The following is a 16,535-nucleotide window of genomic DNA, read 5'->3' as shown; positions in this document are numbered from 1 at the left end:
GCCTCCGGCTCCCCAAAGGGCGCAGGATGCGCGTGCAGGCGGGCCCCTTGGCGGGCCCGTCGCGGTGCCGGACCGGGCGCGCAAAAAAGTTGCATCGATCCGTTGACGTCTTCGCGATTCCCCCTATAATTAGCGGCTCGCAACACGGGCGGTTAGCTCAGCGGTAGAGCATTGCCTTCACACGGCAAGGGTCGCAGGTTCGAACCCTGCACCGCCCACCAAGACATTGTTGCAACGCATGAAGACCGGCCCCAGGCCGGTCTTTTGCGTTTTGCCTCCTGTGGTCTGGACCGCCCGCCGTCCGGGACGCACCGCGGGTTGCGCGATGCGACCGGTTGCCGTCACTGCGCCGCGTAGGGGCCGAACACCGCCTTGACCCGCATCCGCTCGTCGCCGTCATCGAGCACGAATACGCGGTAGCTGTCGCCGCCCGGGGCGGTGCGGATCACCACGTGGCCCTGGGTGCTGCGCGCCTGCCGCTCGATGCCGTAGGTGGTGCGCGCGGTGGCCTCGGATACGTGGGTGACGAAGATGTCGCGCTCGCCGGGCCAAAGCGCCTTCGAGGTGAGCCGGTGCCAGGTGTTCACCGCCGGGTGGCCTTCGGCGCGCGTGGTCACCACGATCACGCGTGGCCGCAGCGCCGCCAGGAACGCGGCGCTGTTGGCATCCCAGCTGCCGTGGTGGTTGGCCTTCATCGCATCGACCGGGCCGGCGGCTTCGGCCACCGGCCGTTCCACCTGTTGCCAGGCGCCGTCGCCATCGGGCAGGGCGACGCGCTCGTCGCTGAGGTCGCCGCCGCTGAAGTAATCGAACCTGCCATAGCGGATGACGAAGGCGTTGCTGAGGATGTTCTCGATCGGCTGCTGGTCCTTGCCCAGGGTGTGCAGCGGCGGGAACAGTTCGCGCGTGCCGTTGCCCTTGCCGGTCCAGACCTGGCCGTTGCCGTATAGGTTGCGGATCTCGAAGCCCGGGTAGTTGCCGGCCGCATGCAGCAGGGCGATCTGGTCGTTGCGGCCCGGTGCGAAGCGCTCCACCTTCAGGCCACGGTGCCGGATCTGCCAGTCGAGGAACCGGCGGTAGTTGTCGACCGTGGCGTTGCGGATCGCCCGGGGAAATCGTAATGCGGCCAGCCGCGGTCCAGGATCGTGGCGATCGGCACGGACTCCATGACCTGGGTGATGCCGCTGAGCCGGTAGGCGCCGTTGGCGGCGAGCGGGGAGTCGGCGGTAATCGCGCCCATGTGGTCGCCATGGAAATGCGAGAGCAGCGCGTAGTCGATGCCGCCGTGGCCGGGCGGCATCACCCGCTGTACGTAGCGCGCGACCCATTCGCCCGGCGGGCGCGAGGCATCGGGGCGGCTCGGCAACGAGAACGGCGCAGCCTCCAGCGTCTTGCCGCTGGCGTCTTCCAGCAGGGTGGTGCCGTCGGGAAGGATGAAGAACAGGGCGTCGCCGCGCCCGGTGTTGATGTGGTGGATGTCCAGTTCGCCTTCGCGCCAGGACGGCAGCGGCTGGCCGATTTCCGGCGGCTGTGCGAAGGCGCTGGTGGCCAGCACCGGCAAGGCGAGGAGCAGGAGGCGTGTGTTCATGGGCTCGTGGGGGGCATCGCGGCCGACCGGCAGCCGCGGGAATGCCGATGTGGACATGGACGTGGAAATGCCGGCGTGGCCGTCATGCTCGGTGCAGCTTCGGCACGTGCGGTTCGACGATGAAGCTGGCCCGGGTGGAAAGCCGCCCTCCCTTGCGCTGGACCTGGTCCATCACCTTGATGTCGGTGCGCCATTGCGTGGCGCTGATCTCGTGGAGGTGGTAACCGCGCAGGTTGTCGATCAGCTTCAGGAACGGGTTGTCGGCCTGGCCGAAGCGGCGCACGCTCGGCGAATCGACCGCGCCGTCGCCATTGGACGAGATCGAGGTGGCTAGGAACTCGGTCGCCACCGCGGGGCCGTCGCGTTCGTCGTCGCGCAGCGGCACTTCGGCCACGGCATTCATGTGCGCATCGCCGGTGGCGATGACCACGTTGCCGAGTCTGCGGTCGTGGATGCCCTGGACCAGGCGTCGCCGCGAATCCGGGAAGCCATCCCACTTGTCCTCATACGCGCCGTGCAGGCGGCCGTCGGGGTCGCGCCCCTGCAGCGGCATCACCCATACCTGCTGCGCGATGAGGTTCCAGCGGCTGCCGCCGCCCAGGCCTGCATGCAGCCAGGCTTCCTGTTCCGCGCCGAGGATGCTCGAGTCCTGGCCCTGCTCGAAGCGGCATTTGGCCAGCGCCCTGGGGTTGGGGCAGATCTGGTTGCCGCGGTGGCTGCGCGTGTCCAGCACGTGCATGCGCAGCAGGTTGCCGTAATCCAGGCGCCGGAAATAGCGGGTGCCGCCGTCCGCGCGCGGCAGCTGGGCGCGGCGCACCGGCGAGTTCTCGTACCAGGCCTGCATCGCGTGCAGCCTGCGCAGCGCGAACAGTTCCGGCCGGGTGCGGTCCTGGTCCCAGATGCCGTTCCAGTCGTTGTCCACTTCGTGGTCGTCGAACGAGCAGATGAAGGCGACGGCGGCATGCGCGGCCTGCAGGTCGGCGTCGCTCTTGTACTGCGCGTAGCGGCGCCGGTAGTCGTCCAGCGTGTACAGCTCGTCGCCATGGTGCAGGCGCTCGACCGGGTTGCCGGCCGCGTCGCGGATCGCGTACCCGGCCTTGCGCGATGCCGCCTCGCTGCCTTCGTAGATGTAGTCGCCGTAGTGGAACAGGGCGTCGAGGTCGTGCTCCCCGCTGAGATGGCGGTAGGCATCGAACCAGCCATGGAAGTAGGCTTGGCAACCAGCCACGGCGATGCGCAGGCGTTCCGGGGCATCGCCGGCGCGCGGCGCGGTACGCGCGGTGCCGGTCGTGCTGGCATCGCTGCCGTCGATCATGAAGCGGTACCAGTACGGCCGCGCGGGCTGCAGCCCGGCCACTTCCACGTGCACGCTGTGGCCGAGCTCGGGCCGCGCCAGGTACTCGCCGCTCTGTACGACGCGCGCGAAGTGCGCGTCCTCGGCCACCTGCCACTTCACCGGTACCGCGACCATCGGCATGCCGCCGTGCTCGTGCAGCGGCCTCGGCGCGAGCCGGGTCCAGATGACGAAACCATCGGGCCACGGGTCGCCCGAGGCGACGCCGAGGGTGAAGGGGTAGCCGTCGAGCTTCGGCGCGGCGTGTACGCCGCGTGCCGGGGCAAGCCCGGCGAACAGGGCCAGCGAGCTGGCACCGAGCAGGAACCTGCGGCGGCTCAGTTCGGGAAACGTGCGCATGGTCATCCTCGATATGCAGGAGGCGGCGCACCCTGCGGTGCGCGCGCCGGATGGATGTGGACGGCCTGCTCAGAAGCGGGCGCGGATGCCGATCGATGCCTTCTGGCCGCTGTAGATGTCGATCTGGCTGTGATGCCCGGCGCTGCCGGGCCAGATCTCGTCGTTCGGATACCAGGTGCCGCGGTGGCGCCTGAGCAGGTTGTTCACCGAGAAATACGCCTCCAGCCCCATGACGTTGTCGCGGGTCTTGCGGATGACGGTGTAGCTGCCCGACAGGTTGACTTCGGCATAGGGAATGAACGGCTGCGATTGGGTGATGGTCCCGCCCGGCGTGGTGATGTTGCCGGTCTGGCCGCGGTCTTTCTCGTTGGAATAGACGCTGTTCAGGCTCAGCCGCACGCGGCCGTGCTTCCAGCCCACGCCGAACTGGGCGACCTGCGAGGCCACCCGTGGCAGCGGCTCGGACGGATTGGCGTACATGTACGCGCCACGCACGGTCAGGCCGCGCAGGACGCCGGGCAGGTAGTCCATGGCGTGGTTGAATTCCAGCTGCCAGGCATCGACGCTGATGGCCTGGTCGGACTGGTTGGCCGACGTGCTGAAGATCGCGTCGGCATACAGGTCGCCGGTGTAGCCGAATTCCTGGGCCGACAGGTTGCGGGCGACGATGCCGTTGCTGATGCGGTTGTGGTAGTAGTTCAGCGCGACCAGCCCGACCGGTTCCCAGTACTTCACCGCGCGCAGCGCGAAGTTGTCCGAATACTCGGGCTTCAGGCTGGTATTCGGCGCCGTCACCACGGTCCCGTCCTCGGTCTCGGCCACCGACCACACGCCGGCGATCATGCCCACGTCGGGCCGCTGGATGGCGCGGTTGTAGCCGGCGATCAGGTCCAGGCCATTGTCGAAGGAGTACTTCAGCGAGACGCTGGGGAAAAAGTCGTCGTAGCGGCTGCGGCGTTCGATCCGGTCGCGGGTGAGGTACTGGTACTTCAGCCCGTCGATGGTGGTGGCGCGGCCGCTGGCGGGATCGACCGCATGGCCTGCGGCCGCCAGCTCCTGCGCGCTGAGCGGATCGAACTCGTAGCCGGTGTTGCGGGTCTGTTCCCAGCGCACGCCGAACTGGCCCTTCAGACGCTGGCTGAAGTCGGCCGTCGCCATGAGGTAGGCCGAACCGATCTGCTCGTCCAGGCGGCGTGAGTTGGCGACATAGGCGTCGTACCAGTTCGCTGCGGTCAGCGTGTTGGTCCACTGCTCGGGGTTGGCCTGCATCATCTGGTACAGCCGGGTCAGGCTGGGCATGTACAGGCTGCCGCCATTCAAGGTGGTGACGGTCATGCCGCCGCGGCCGAAGGTGAACGCGTTGTCGCTGCGGATGTACTCGAGCAGTTCGGCCTTGCCCATCGGCCCGGTGTAGACCCACTTGTGCGCGGCCGAGGTGTTCTCGTAGGCGTAGCGGGTGGTGGACAGCTTCAGGCCGGTCTTCCAGGTCACCGGCACGCGGCCGATGTCCTGGTAGATGCTCAGGTCCAGGCTGCCGCCGGTGTTGCGCGCCTCGGCGGTCTTGCCGCTGCGGGTGGTGACCGTCGCCGGGCCGCTGAAGGTATAGCTCGACGGCAGACTCCAGTCCGGGCCGCTGGTCTGGACGATGTTCCAGTCCTGCTCGTACTGGCTGCTGCGCGATGCGCTGAAGTTGCCGGTCGAGGTGACCGGGTTGAAGGTCTGCACCTGGCCCTTGCGGGTCGAATCGTACTGGCTGTCGGAGTTGGAGTAGAACAGGTTGCCGGCCAGCCGGAACTTCTCGGTGCTCCACTCGAAGCTGGGGATCACGTTGCGGCTGTGGCCGAACTTGTAGTTGTAGGTGCTGGCCGTGCTCAGGGTGGTGGCAGTGGCGGCCGAGCGGGTGACGAAATCCAGCACCGGGTCGCCCTGCACGCCGCGCGAGCGGGCGTTGGTGGTGAACGTGGGTGCGGGCTGCGCGGCCTCGATGTCGCCGCGGCTGGCCGACGCCATCAGCGACAGGATCAACTGGTCGGTGGCCTTGAAGTCCACGCCCAGCGACGCGGCCCGGCGGTTGTACTCGCGTTCGTAGTTGGTGCCGACGATCGAAGTGACCGCGTAAGGTTCGGGGCTGGCCGCGGTGGGAATGTAATTGCGGTTGGCGGTGGTCTGCACGTGCTCGACCAGGCTGGTGCTGTTGCTGATGCCCGCGGCCACGCCGAGGCGTCCATCGAGGAATACATCGGCGTAGCTGGCCTTGAAACCGGGCAGGAACTTCTGGTCGTAGCCGCCTTCGCGCGGGCCGCTGCGGTATCCGTCCCACAGCGCCGAGTGGGTGGCGCCGTTGACGTCGACGGTGATGCGCCGGCCCTTGCCGTCGAAGGCCTTGCGGGTGCGGATGTCGATGGTGCCGGCCGGGGCGTTGGCGTCCATGTCGGCGCCGCTGGTGGTGTAGACGGTGATCGAATCGACGCCGGTCAGGGCCGACTGCTCGAAGCTGAAGGTGCGCGAGGCCGCGGCGCCGTCGTTGGCATCGACGCCGGCCAGCTTGACGCCGTTGATGGTCACTCCGGTGTACTGCTGCGGCAGGCCGTGCAGCGAGATGTTGCGCGGCACGTCGTCGGCGGTGACGTCGAAATCCACGCCCGGCATGTTCTTCAGGAATTCACCCGGGTTGCCGTCGATGATCTCGCCGTAGCTGTCGGCCGACAGCGTGTTGGTGATGTTCATCGACGCGCGCTGTTCCATGATCGCGCGTGCATCGCCTTCGCGTGCGCCCACCACCTGCAGCGTGTCCAGGGTGGTGTCCGCGCCACGCCCGGCAAGCGTGCTGTAGAGCTCGATGTCCACCCGTTGGCGGCCATCGCCGTCCAGCCGCACGGTCTTCTCGGCGTCGCCGAAGCCGGCATAGCTGACGCTGATCGTGACCTCGCCGGCCGGTACCTCGGCCAGGGCGAATTCGCCGCGCTCGCCGGAGTACACGGTGCGGCTGCCGGCGGCGGTGGCGATGCGCACCGCAGCATTGCGCAGGAAGCCACCGGTGGCCGGGTCGAACACGCTGCCGGTGATGTAGCCGGTGCCCTGCGCCGGCATGCCACCGGCGGCCTGCTTCCTGCGCAGGGTGATGATGCTGCCGTCGTCCGAGCCGATCTCGAGCCCGGTGCCCTGCAGCAGTTTGCGCAGCGCGTCGCGGGCATCCATCTCGCCACGGATGGCCGGCGTGCTGACATCCTGCAGCGAACCGGCGGGCGCCACGATCTGCACGCCGGCCTGGCTGGCGAACTCGGGAATCGCGTGCGCTGCCGGCTGCGCCGGTACGTTGAAGTTGCGTTGCTGCGCCATCGCCTGCGATGCGGAGGCCAGTGCGAATACCACGGCGCTGGCCAGTAGGAGCTTCTTCGGTTGGATCATCTCGCTGCTCTTGGTGTGGGGGTGCCCGACGGGGTCCCTCCATAGAGCTGCGGCACCGGGTGCTTCCTCCATCTGTCACGAAAAATTCATGTGCGTGGACGGCGTGCCGCGCCGACGTGGTTCAGTGCTGCCGGCTGACGACGACCACGCCGTCGCCCTGGCTTGCATGGGCGCCGAACGCCGCGGCCGCGGCGCGCGCGAATCCGACCGGGTTGCTGGCGGCGAACAGGCCGGTGATGGGTTCGCTGGCCAGCTCCGGGTCGGCGATGACGATCCGGATGTCGCTGTAGCGGGAGAAGCTGCGCGCCGCGTGCGCGAGCGACTCGCCGCGAAAGGCGATCTTGCCGTCGCGCCATGCCAGTTCCTGTTGCAGGTCGGTGGCGGACAGTGGGGTGGGCGCGACCCTGCCGCGCCCGGACGGTATCGACAGGCGCATGTTGGCGCCGATGCCGGCGCCGCCCGCGTTGCCGTCCACGGCATCGAGCCTGCCGTTCTGCACCACGATCTGCGCGGGCTGGCCGTCGAGCCGGCGCACTGCGAACGCGGCGGCGTTCGCGTCGAAGCGGCGGCCATCGACTTCCACCCGTAATGGCGTGGCATTGGTCGCGGCCTCGAAGAACACTTCGCCGCGCACCACCTGTACCCGCAGGTGACCATCGTCCTGGTGGATGCGCACCCGGCTCTGGGTGTTGAGCGTGAGCGTCGAGCCGTCGACCAGCGGCACCCGGCGCATTTCGCCCTTGGCGGTGGCGTAGGCGGTGGGCACGGGAACGCTGACGAACAGCAGCGCCGCCAGCATCAACGAGGCCGCTGCCGCACCGGACCAGCGCAGCAGCGTGCGCCGGCGGGCGCTGCCCTGGCGGGCGCGTGGCGCGGTCTGCACGGTGGCGTTGGCTCGCTCCGGCAGCCGTGTCGGTGGCAGCGCATTGCCGGCCGCGGCGGCCTTCAGCCACAGTGCCTGCGCCCGCACCAACGCACCGCGGCGGCGGATGTCGGCGGCCAGCCAGTGGCGCAGCCGTGCCTGGTCGGCGGCGCACAGCGGTGCCCGATCCATCCGTGCCACCCAGGCCGCGGCGGCCCGTGCGATCTCACCGCTGCTTTCGCGTCCGTCCATGGGTCGATCTCGTTTCCGTGTGCAGCGTGGAGGGGGAGGGGGAGGGCGTGCGGGCCAGGCTGGCGGTGATCCATTCGCCCAGCCAGCGGATGCCACGCGAGATGTGCTTTTCAACCGTACTTTCGGACAGCCGCATGCGCCTGGCGATTTCCCGCTGCGGCAGGTCGTGCACGCGGCGCAGCACGAACGCCTCGCGGGTCTGCTCGGGCATGGCGGCGATGGCCTGCGCCAGCTGCCGCAGCTCATCGCGGTCGATGGCGCTTTCTTCCGGGGTCGCGGCGGCGTCGGCGAACTCGATGTGGCCGAAATCCTCCATCGCCTGGATCGGCACGATCCGCGCGCGGCGCAGGTTGCGTATCACCAGCGACTGCGCGACCTGGAACAGATAGGCGCGTGGATTGAGGATGTCGTCCAGCCGCGTGCGCTCGGCCAGCAGGGCGTAGCTTTCCTGGATGATGTCGTCCACGTCGAAGCCGGCGCCGTGCCGGCGCCCGAGCCAGGCACGCAGCGCCGGTTCGTGCGGCAGGATGTGGCGTACGAACCAGCGCGTCCTTCCGCTGTCGTCGAGCAGGGCATCCGTTGCCCCCGTCTCTTCAATTGAAAGCGACACGCGACCTTCCCCGGCACCGTCCCCCGGCACGCAAGGGCGGGATCATGCCGCGGCCACGGTTGCAGTCCGGTTACAGCCGGCCATGGCCGTACTGCCCGGGTGTGCTTGGGCAGGGGCCTGCCATGCTCGCAGGCGGTGTGCCGCCGGGCCGGTGCCGGCGCGGTGCCGCCCACCGCTGGCCGCCCATGTTGCGCAGGCCCGGGCACACTGCGCACCGGCTTGCGGCCCGCCTGGCAGGTACAGGTTTCACTCGGCTTTCCGCCGACTGCACGCTATCGTTGCGCCGCCGGAGGACGGAACAGGATGGAGCGATCGTGGCGGCGGGCGAAGGTACGGCCAGGTGGTGTGGAAGGCGGGACGGCCGTACAGGCCTGGTGGACGGTCGTGGGGGCGTGCTTGGCGACAGCTAGGGCGGTGACCCGGGGCCGGGTTCTGCGTGGATTGGGCCGGTCCGGGCTGGTGCTCGCCTGCCTGGCGGTGGGCGCGTGGGGCGCACTGGCGCTGTGGTTCCAGTTCCCCGGCGGTACCGTGGCCCGCGGGGTGGTCATCCTGCCCTGGTGCATTGCCGGGGTGTGGGCGCTGCGCGCGTGCTTTGCGTGCCGGCGGCGCTGGCGTTCGCTCGCGGTGTTCGCCGCGGCACTGGCGCTGCTGCTGGGCTGGTGGGCGACGATCCAGCCGCGCCAGGACCGGCAATGGGCCGATGACGTCGCCCAGCCGCTGCATGCCCGCATCGAGGGCGGGCGCCTGCTGCTGGACAACGTGCGCGATTTCCACTGGCGCGGCGAGGACGACTACGACGTCCACTGGGAGCGGCGCGAGTACGACCTGGCGCAGGTGCGTTCGGTCGACCTGATCCTGTCCTACTGGATGGGACCGGCGATCGCGCACACGCTGGTCTCCTTCGGTTTCGCCGACGGCCGGCAGGTGGTGTTCTCGCTGGAGATCCGCAAGGAGCGCGGCGAATCGTTCTCGGCGCTGGGCGGCTTCTTCCGCAGGTTCGAGGCGGTGCTGGTGGCCGCCGACGAACGCGACATCGTGCAGGTGCGCACCAGCGTGCGCGGCGAGGACGTGTATCTCTACCGGTTGCACGGCCTGGACCAGGACGGGATGCGCGCGCTGCTGCGCGACTACGTCGCGCAGGCGCAGGCGCTGGAGCGGGCGCCTGCGTTCTACAACACGCTGACCAGCAACTGCACCACCGTCGTGTACGAACTGATGCGCCGGATCGTGCCGACGCTGCCGCTGGACTACCGGCTGCTGCTTTCCGGCTACCTGGCCGAGTACGCCGACGATGTCGGTGGGCTGGTTCCGGGGGTGCCCTTTGCCACGCTGCGCGAGCGCGGCCGCATCACCCAGCGCGCCCGCGAGGCGGGCGACGTGGCCGATTTTTCCCGCCGGATCCGCCAAGGCGTCCCCGGCATTGCCGAGGAACATGTTCCATGACGCATGGGCTGCAGGCGCGCATGCGCCACTGGCTGGCTCCGTTGTTCGCCGCGGCGCTGCTGCTGTCCAGCGGCTGCGCGATGGTGAAGGTCAAGCAGGTCACGCCGGCCGATTACGCGATGCTCAAGCGCGAGGACATCCTCAGCAGCGGGCGCCTGAGCGCGCTGTCGCAGGAGTCGCTGAGCGTGATCGGGCTGACCGCCGCGCAGTGCGCCAGGGACCTGCCCGCATGCCGGCAGACCGTGGCCACCACCGACGGGCTGCAGGCCGAGCAGCGCCTGTCCACGCTGGCCGAGCTGTGGATGCAGCAGGCGCTCGCGCTGACGCCGCGGGCCCGGGTGGGTGAGGCGAATCCGTTGTCCGATGCCGCGCTCGATGCCTGGCTGGAGACCGCGCGTTACGCCTATGCCTACCTGTTCTTCAGCGGGCGTACGCCGGCCGAGCGCGCCCTGGAGGACCGGCTCACGCAGGTGCGCGACTACTACAACTACGCCGCCGAGCAGACCGCGGCCGTGGTGTTCCAGCACACCCGCGCCCGCGTGCTGGAGGGCGCCGACTACCGCAGCCCGGTACAGGTGGACCGCTGGACGATCCGCTCCGATTTCGACCGGCTGCAGCTCGATGGCGTTCCGCGGCAGCTGGTGTCGGCCGCCTCGGTGAGCTTTGCCGGCCTGCGCAGCACCTATCGCCGCGATGGGTTCGGCGCCGAGCTGGTGGTGGTGATGGAAGCGCCGCCGCTGGCGGTTCCGGTGGACGGCGCCGGCCCGGTCGCGGCGCCGGTGTTCAGCGAGATGCCGGCGATCAACGCCACCGCGCTGCTGCGCTTTGGCGGCGGCACCCTGGACGAGGTGCTGGCCACGCGCGAGATCCGCCTGGAGGCATGGTCGCCGGACACCACCACCAGTCTCCGGCTGGAAGGCCAGGAGGTGCCGCTGGCGGCCAACTTCACCGCCGCCTACGGCCTGTGGATGGCGCAGTCGGGGTTCGCCACCGAGTCGCTGCGCACCCTGTTCGGCCGCGGCGAGGGCATCCGCGAGCCGCATATCTACCTGATGCAGCCGTACGACCCGGACCGGCGCATCATCTTCATGCTGCACGGCCTGGCCAGCAGCCCGGAGGCCTGGGTCAACCTCGCCAACGAGATCATGGGCGATCCGGAAATGCGCCGGCACTACCAGATCTGGTCGGTGTACTACCCGACCAACGCGCCGATCGCGCTGAACCGCTACACCGTCAGCAACGCGTTCAACCGGACCCTGGACCACTTCGACCCGGGGCGCACCGCGGCGGCGACGCACGACATGGTGTTCATCGGCCACAGCATGGGCGGGGTGATCGCGCGGCTGATGCTCAGCGAATCGGGCGACACCCTGTGGAACGGCGCGGTGGAGCGCTTCAACCTGCGCGGCGAGCGCCTGCGCCGGGTCGAGGCCCGGCTCGGCCCGCTGGCGCGCTTCTCGCCGCAGCCCGATGTCGGGCGCGCGATCTTCATCGCCTCGCCGCATCGCGGCACCGATATCGCCGGCAACCGGCTGGGGCGCCTGATCGGCAAGCTGGTGCGGCTGCCGCTGACCATCCTGGGCAAGTTCGAGGACGTGTTCCTGGCCATGCAGGACGTCGAGCCGTCCGCGGACACGTCCAAGCCGCCGCGCATCGGCAACAGCATCGACAACCTCAAGGCGACCGATCCGTTCATCAGCGCCTCGTCCGCGCTGCCGATGGCGCCCGGGCTCAAGTACCACTCGGTCATTGCCCGGCGCAAGGCGGACATGCCGCTGGAGGCGTCCGACGACGGCCTGGTGCCGTACTGGAGCGCGCACCTGGACGGGGCGTTGTCGGAGAAGGTGATCCTGTCCGGGCACAGCGTGCAGGAAACCCCGGAAGCGGTGCTCGAGGTACGCCGCATCCTGCGCCAGGACCTGCGCATGCACGACGGCGCCGACCACCGCTGAGCGGATCCGCGCCGGTGGGCTTCGGTGTTGGTGGGTCGAGCGGTCCACGGTGATGCGCGGCGGCCGTGCCGCCAGTGGACGGCTGGTGTCAGCCGGCGCCGGCCAGCTCCTGCCCGCGCCGTGCCGCCGCGGCCACCGCGTCGCCCACCAGGGCGTGGAAACCGCCGCCGGCCAGGGTTTCCAGCGCGGCCTGGGTGGTGCCGTTGGGCGAGGTGACGGCCTGGCGCAGGGCGCCGGGACTCTGCCCGCCCTCGGCGAGCATGCGTGCCGCGCCGAGGATGGTCTGCACCACCATCTGCCGCGCGGCGTCATCGGCCAGCCCCTGCGCGCGGGCGGCGTCCTCCATTGCCTCGGCGAGGGCGAAGACATAGGCCGGGCCGCTGCCGGAAACCGCGGTGACCGCGTCCATCAGGGCTTCGCGTTCGATCCAGCGGATCTGCCCGGCACCGGCGAGGATGGACTGGGCGAGCTGACGCTCGGCGTTGCCGACCTCGGTACCGGCGTACAGCCCGGTCATGCCGGCGCCCAGCAGCGCCGGGGTATTGGGCATGGCGCGGACCAGCACCGCGGCGTCCCCCAGCCAGCCGCGCAGGGCGGCAAGGGTGACGCCGGCGGCGATCGACACGACCAGGGTGCCGGCGCGCAGCCGCGGCGCCAGTTCGGTGCAGACCGCGGCCATCACCTGCGGCTTGACCGCCAGCACCAGCACCTGTGCGTCCAGTGCCGCCGAGGCGATGGCGGCGGCGGTGCGCACCCCGTGCTCGTGCTGCAGGGCCTGGCGCAGGGCGTCCTGGGGTTCCACGACCTCGATCGCGGCGGCCGGCATGCCGGCCCGGGTCACCCCCGCGATCAGGCTGCGGGCCATGTTGCCGCCGCCGACGAAGGCGATGCCGGCGGGAAGGGAAGACGTCGGGTGATTGCCGCTCATGCAGGCCTCGTAGCGATCGGGTGGCGTGTCCCGGGCGTCGGCCACAAGGCGCCGCCCGGCCGGACAGTGTAGCCAGACCCGCGGCCCGGGGGTGCCAGGGCACCGGCCGCGCCGGCAACGGCGGTCGTCGCGCGGCCGGCGCGGCAGCCGCTGTGACGCGTTGCCTGCAATCGGCCGCGGTGGATCGACCTCTTACGCCGGAGGGCTATACTGCGCGGCAGGGGAAACACCTTCCAGCCATCCGCAACCTCGGGGAAACACAGCGTATGGACATCGCTGAACTTCTGGCGTTCTCGGTCAAGAACAAGGCCTCGGACCTGCACCTGTCCGCCGGCCTGCCGCCGATGATCCGCGTCGACGGCGACGTGCGCCGCATCAACATCCCGGCACTGGACCACAAGCAGGTCCATGCCCTGGTGTACGACATCATGTCGGACAAGCAGCGCCGCGATTACGAGGAATTCCTCGAGGTCGACTTCTCCTTCGAGATTCCCTCGCTGGCGCGCTTCCGTGTCAACGCGTTCAACCAGAACCGCGGTGCCGGTGCGGTGTTCCGCACCATTCCCTCCGAAGTCCTGACCCTGGAGGACCTGGCGTGCCCGCCGGTGTTCCGCCAGCTGATCGAGCAGCCGCAGGGACTGATCCTGGTCACCGGCCCGACCGGTTCGGGCAAGTCGACCACGCTGGCGGCGATGGTGGACCACATCAACAAGAACGAATACGGCCACATCCTCACCGTCGAGGATCCGATCGAATTCGTGCACACCCCGCAGAAGTGCCTGATCAACCAGCGCGAAGTGCACCGCGACACCCACGGCTTCAACGAGGCGCTGCGCGAGGACCCGGACTACATCCTGGTGGGCGAACTGCGTGACCTGGAAACCATCCGCCTGGCGCTGACCGCCGCGGAGACCGGCCACCTGGTGTTCGGCACCCTGCATACCAGTTCGGCGGCCAAGACCATCGACCGCATCATCGACGTGTTCCCGGCCGGCGAGAAGCCGATGGTGCGCTCGATGCTGTCCGAATCGCTGCGCGCGGTGATCTCGCAGGCGCTGCTGAAGAAGGTCGGCGGTGGCCGCATCGCCTCGCACGAGATCATGGTGGCCACGCCGGCGATCCGGAACCTGATCCGCGAGGACAAGGTCGCGCAGATGTATTCGGCCATCCAGACCGGCCAGCAGGCGGGCATGCAGACCCTCGACCAGAACCTGCAGGACCTGGTCAAGCGCAGCCTGATCACCCGCAACCAGGCCCGCGAGTACGCCAAGGACCGGCGCCTGTTCGAATAAGGCGCGGGACGGCGCGGCAAGCCGCGTCGCCGTTGCGCCGGGGAAGGCGTACAGTCGGTACCGGCAACGCCGTCGGCCCCGGGGGAGGGCGGCGGCGCCGGCCTGCAGATCAAGGTTCCACAGGAGCCCGTTATGAGCACCATCGATTTCACTTCGTTCCTCAAGCTGATGGCGCACCAGAAGGCGTCGGACCTGTTCATCACCGCCGGCATGCCGCCGTCGATGAAGGTGCATGGCAGGATCAGCCCGATCACGCAGACGCCGCTGACCCCGCAGCAGAGCCGCGACATGGTGCTCAACGTGATGACGCCGGCGCAGCGCGAGGAGTTCGAGAAGACCCACGAGTGCAACTTCGCCATCGGCCTGTCCGGCGTGGGCCGCTTCCGCGTCAGCTGTTTCTACCAGCGCAACCAGGTGGGCATGGTGCTGCGCCGGATCGAGACGCGGATCCCGACGGTGGAGGAGCTGAACCTGCCGCCGGTGATCAAGACGCTGGCGATGACCAAGCGCGGCATCATCCTGTTCGTCGGCGCCACCGGCACCGGCAAGTCGACCTCGCTGGCGGCGATGATCGGCTACCGCAACCAGAATTCGACCGGGCACATCATCACCATCGAGGACCCGATCGAGTTCGTGCACAAGCACGAAGGCTGCATCATCACCCAGCGCGAAGTGGGCATCGACACCGACAGCTGGGAAGCCGCGCTGAAGAACACCCTGCGCCAGGCGCCGGACGTGATCATGATCGGCGAGGTCCGCACCCGCGAAGGCATGGACCACGCCATCGCCTTCGCCGAGACCGGCCACCTGGTGCTGGCGACGCTGCATGCCAACAACGCCAACCAGGCGATGGACCGCATCATCAACTTCTTCCCGGAAGACCGCCGCAGCCAGCTGCTGATGGACCTTTCGCTCAACCTCAAGGGCGTGGTCGCGCAGCAGCTGGTGCCGACGCCCGATGGCAAGGGGCGCCGGGTGGCGATGGAGATCCTGCTGGGCACGCCGCTGGTGCAGGACTACATCCGCGACGGCGAGATCCACAAGCTCAAGGAAGTGATGAAGGAATCGGTGCAGCTGGGCATGAAGACCTTCGACCAGAGCCTGTTCGAGCTGTACCAGGCCGGCGAGATCAGCTACGACGACGCGCTGCGCCATGCCGATTCCCAGAACGAGGTGCGCCTGCGCATCAAGCTCTCGCAGGGCGGCGATGCCAAGACCCTTTCGCAGGGGCTCGATGGCGTGGAGATCGCCGGCACGCGCTGAACCTGCGCCCGGCCGATGGCCCTGCCGGTGGACGGGCAGGGCAGTAGCGGCTGTCGCTGCCCCGCTGCCGCCGAGGAGCGCGGGCCTGGGCTGGCCTTTCCCACTCTGCCCGATTGTCGTGGCGGCGGCCATGCGAGGCCCGCCCGGCGCGCGCGCGTGGGGATGATCATCGGTGGATGCCGGCGAGCGGCGGGGCGTGCGCGCTGCCGTGGTGTCGCGTGTGCGTGCGTCGGCAGGCAGCGCCGGGCCGGCCGCATTGAGCGGGTCATCCCCTGCCTGGCCCGCATTGCGCCGATGGGGATGCCGCGCAGTCTGCCCCCTTGGAAGAAAGACAAACGGCAGGCGATACGTGGCCGTTGTAATTTCGTGAAATCCACGTGAAAATGTGACCCGTGTAGGAATTGAAGTGCGGGCGACCGCTCAATTCCGAGAAGGGGGCTTCTGTCTTGCATGTAACGCGTTGCTGCCGAACGGCAGCGACGGCGGGTGCGTGCGCGGGTGGGTTTTCGTCCTTCCCGGCGACGGATGGCGGCACAGGCGGGTAGTGCTTTGAAAATGGGGGCTTGATGGTTCCAGTGCTTGAAGAAGCTGCCCGGGCCGCATCCGCGTGCCCGTCGGGTATGCCTTTGCCGCGCCTTGCGCGCCTGTGGCGCCCCTTGGGCGCAGTGCTGCTGCTCGTGCTGCCGTGTGTCGCAGCGGCCGCACCGGCCGCCAAGGGCACTTCGCCTGCCCCCGGGTCGAGCCTGCCGGCACGCAAGCCGGGACTGTGGGAGGTGACCCTGGCCGCGCATGCGGCGCAGGGCCCGGGGAGCGCGATGCAGCCCGAGGTGACGGTGCGCCAATGCACCAGCACCGCCGTGGAGCCGGTCATGCTGCTGGCGCTGCTGCCGGCGCAGGAAAACTGCAGCCGCACGCACGTCACCCGGCGCACCGGGCAGGGGGGCGGCCATGAGATCGCCACGACCTGCAGCACCCACCAAAGCCCCGTCCAGGGACGCATGGAACTGTGGGGCGACCTGCAGTCGGTCTATGGCGGCACCTTCAGCGTCAGGTTTTCGCAGGCGCCGCAGAACAACGTCGGCCCGGTGCGGTTCCAGGGGCGTTGGCTGGGGCGCTGCGGTGCCGGGCAGCGCGCCGGCGACATGCTCCTGCCCAACGGCATCACGGTGAACGTTGCCGACGATGCGGCGCGCGTCCAGGGCCATGCCCATTGAATGACATCACCTGCCCCGGCCCCGCGTCCC

Annotated in this window: 12 protein-coding genes and 1 tRNA gene; 6 read left to right on the top strand and 7 right to left on the bottom strand. The window is 69.3% G+C overall.

What is annotated here, in order from left to right; genetic code table 11:
• The first annotated feature begins 146 nt into the window (after positions 1–146).
• Positions 147–221, top strand: a tRNA-Val gene (locus tag ABB33_RS08850).
• 120 nt (positions 222–341) lie between these two features.
• Here the strand turns inward: ABB33_RS08850 and ABB33_RS08845 are convergent.
• The 6 genes from ABB33_RS08845 to ABB33_RS08820 all read right to left on the bottom strand — a co-directional run bounded on the left by ABB33_RS08845 (position 342) and on the right by ABB33_RS08820 (position 8,413).
• Positions 342–1,034 carry a ComEC/Rec2 family competence protein gene (locus tag ABB33_RS08845; protein WP_056931876.1) on the bottom strand — a complete coding sequence of 231 codons (693 nt, stop codon included), beginning with the start codon at positions 1,032–1,034 and terminating at the stop codon, positions 342–344.
• 2 nt (positions 1,035–1,036) lie between these two features.
• A complete protein-coding gene (locus tag ABB33_RS08840) occupies positions 1,037–1,588 on the bottom strand; it encodes a ComEC/Rec2 family competence protein (RefSeq protein WP_056931875.1) in 552 nt (183 codons plus the stop codon).
• 82 nt (positions 1,589–1,670) lie between these two features.
• The gene (locus ABB33_RS08835) at positions 1,671–3,281 is read right to left on the bottom strand and encodes an alkaline phosphatase D family protein (protein WP_152985022.1); all 1,611 of its coding nucleotides are present in this window, start codon (positions 3,279–3,281) and stop codon (positions 1,671–1,673) included.
• A 69-nt stretch (positions 3,282–3,350) separates the two neighbouring features.
• Positions 3,351–6,689 carry a TonB-dependent receptor domain-containing protein gene (locus tag ABB33_RS08830; RefSeq protein ID WP_056931873.1) on the bottom strand — a complete coding sequence of 1,113 codons (3,339 nt, stop codon included), beginning with the start codon at positions 6,687–6,689 and terminating at the stop codon, positions 3,351–3,353.
• 121 nt (positions 6,690–6,810) lie between these two features.
• Positions 6,811–7,803, bottom strand: coding sequence for a FecR family protein (locus ABB33_RS08825; RefSeq protein ID WP_056931872.1), 993 nt, complete (start codon positions 7,801–7,803; stop codon positions 6,811–6,813).
• The gene (locus ABB33_RS08820) at positions 7,778–8,413 is read right to left on the bottom strand and encodes an RNA polymerase sigma factor (RefSeq protein WP_225546687.1); all 636 of its coding nucleotides are present in this window, start codon (positions 8,411–8,413) and stop codon (positions 7,778–7,780) included. Before ABB33_RS08820 ends, ABB33_RS08825 begins: the two co-directional genes overlap by 26 nt.
• A 414-nt stretch (positions 8,414–8,827) precedes the next feature.
• Between ABB33_RS08820 and ABB33_RS08815 the strand changes: the two genes are divergently transcribed.
• Both ABB33_RS08815 and ABB33_RS08810 read left to right on the top strand, forming a co-directional pair.
• Positions 8,828–9,856 carry an Lnb N-terminal periplasmic domain-containing protein gene (locus ABB33_RS08815; RefSeq protein ID WP_380611109.1) on the top strand — a complete coding sequence of 343 codons (1,029 nt, stop codon included), beginning with the start codon at positions 8,828–8,830 and terminating at the stop codon, positions 9,854–9,856.
• Positions 9,853–11,808, top strand: coding sequence for an esterase/lipase family protein (locus tag ABB33_RS08810; protein WP_054663708.1), 1,956 nt, complete (start codon positions 9,853–9,855; stop codon positions 11,806–11,808). Before ABB33_RS08815 ends, ABB33_RS08810 begins: the two co-directional genes overlap by 4 nt.
• Positions 11,809–11,896: 88 nt before the next feature.
• Here ABB33_RS08810 and proC read toward each other — a convergent pair whose 3' ends face one another.
• Complete coding sequence (proC, locus tag ABB33_RS08805) at positions 11,897–12,736, bottom strand: pyrroline-5-carboxylate reductase (RefSeq protein ID WP_056931871.1); 840 nt, start codon at positions 12,734–12,736, stop codon at positions 11,897–11,899.
• A gap of 266 nt (positions 12,737–13,002) precedes the next feature.
• Here proC and ABB33_RS08800 point away from each other — a divergent pair, with 266 nt between their 5' ends.
• From ABB33_RS08800 to ABB33_RS08790, 3 genes are all read left to right on the top strand, one after another.
• Positions 13,003–14,028, top strand: coding sequence for a type IV pilus twitching motility protein PilT (locus ABB33_RS08800; protein ID WP_056931870.1), 1,026 nt, complete (start codon positions 13,003–13,005; stop codon positions 14,026–14,028).
• A 132-nt stretch (positions 14,029–14,160) separates the two neighbouring features.
• A complete protein-coding gene (locus ABB33_RS08795) occupies positions 14,161–15,291 on the top strand; it encodes a PilT/PilU family type 4a pilus ATPase (protein WP_054663718.1) in 1,131 nt (376 codons plus the stop codon).
• 665 nt (positions 15,292–15,956) lie between these two features.
• Positions 15,957–16,505 carry a DUF3617 domain-containing protein gene (locus ABB33_RS08790; protein WP_225546725.1) on the top strand — a complete coding sequence of 183 codons (549 nt, stop codon included), beginning with the start codon at positions 15,957–15,959 and terminating at the stop codon, positions 16,503–16,505.
• The last annotated feature ends 30 nt before the right edge of the window (positions 16,506–16,535 follow it).

This window comes from Stenotrophomonas acidaminiphila (assembly GCF_001431595.1).
GTDB classification, from domain to species: Bacteria; Pseudomonadota; Gammaproteobacteria; order Xanthomonadales; family Xanthomonadaceae; genus Stenotrophomonas; species Stenotrophomonas acidaminiphila.
This window is presented reverse-complemented; position numbering and strand designations above follow the sequence as displayed.